The 231-nt window shown below is 67.5% G+C and carries 1 pseudogene; it reads right to left on the reverse strand.

The window, feature by feature from the left end:
• Window positions 1-166 precede the first annotated feature (166 nt).
• Window positions 167-231: pseudogene (locus QN345_RS20405) on the reverse strand (ribose-phosphate pyrophosphokinase-like domain-containing protein); the annotation flags it as partial.

The following is a 231-nucleotide window of genomic DNA, read 5'->3' on the forward strand; positions in this document are numbered from 1 at the left end:
GTGGACCCCTCCGCGAGCGGGTAGTAGTGAGCGACCGCAACGGAGCACGCGTTCGTGGCTGTGACGGATGCGATCTGCATCGACGTGAGGATCCCCGGCACGATCAGCGTCACGAGCCCGAGCACGACGGCGAGGCGCATCACCAGCAGCATCCGCCTGCTGCGCAGCGGCCGCGGCCCTTCTTGTCCTGGCGGGCGTAAGGGTAGAACGGCGCAACAACCGTGATGCGCT

Origin of the sequence: Cryobacterium sp. 10I1, from assembly GCF_035019805.1 — a bacterium.
Lineage (GTDB): Bacteria > Actinomycetota > Actinomycetes > Actinomycetales > Microbacteriaceae > Cryobacterium > Cryobacterium glucosi.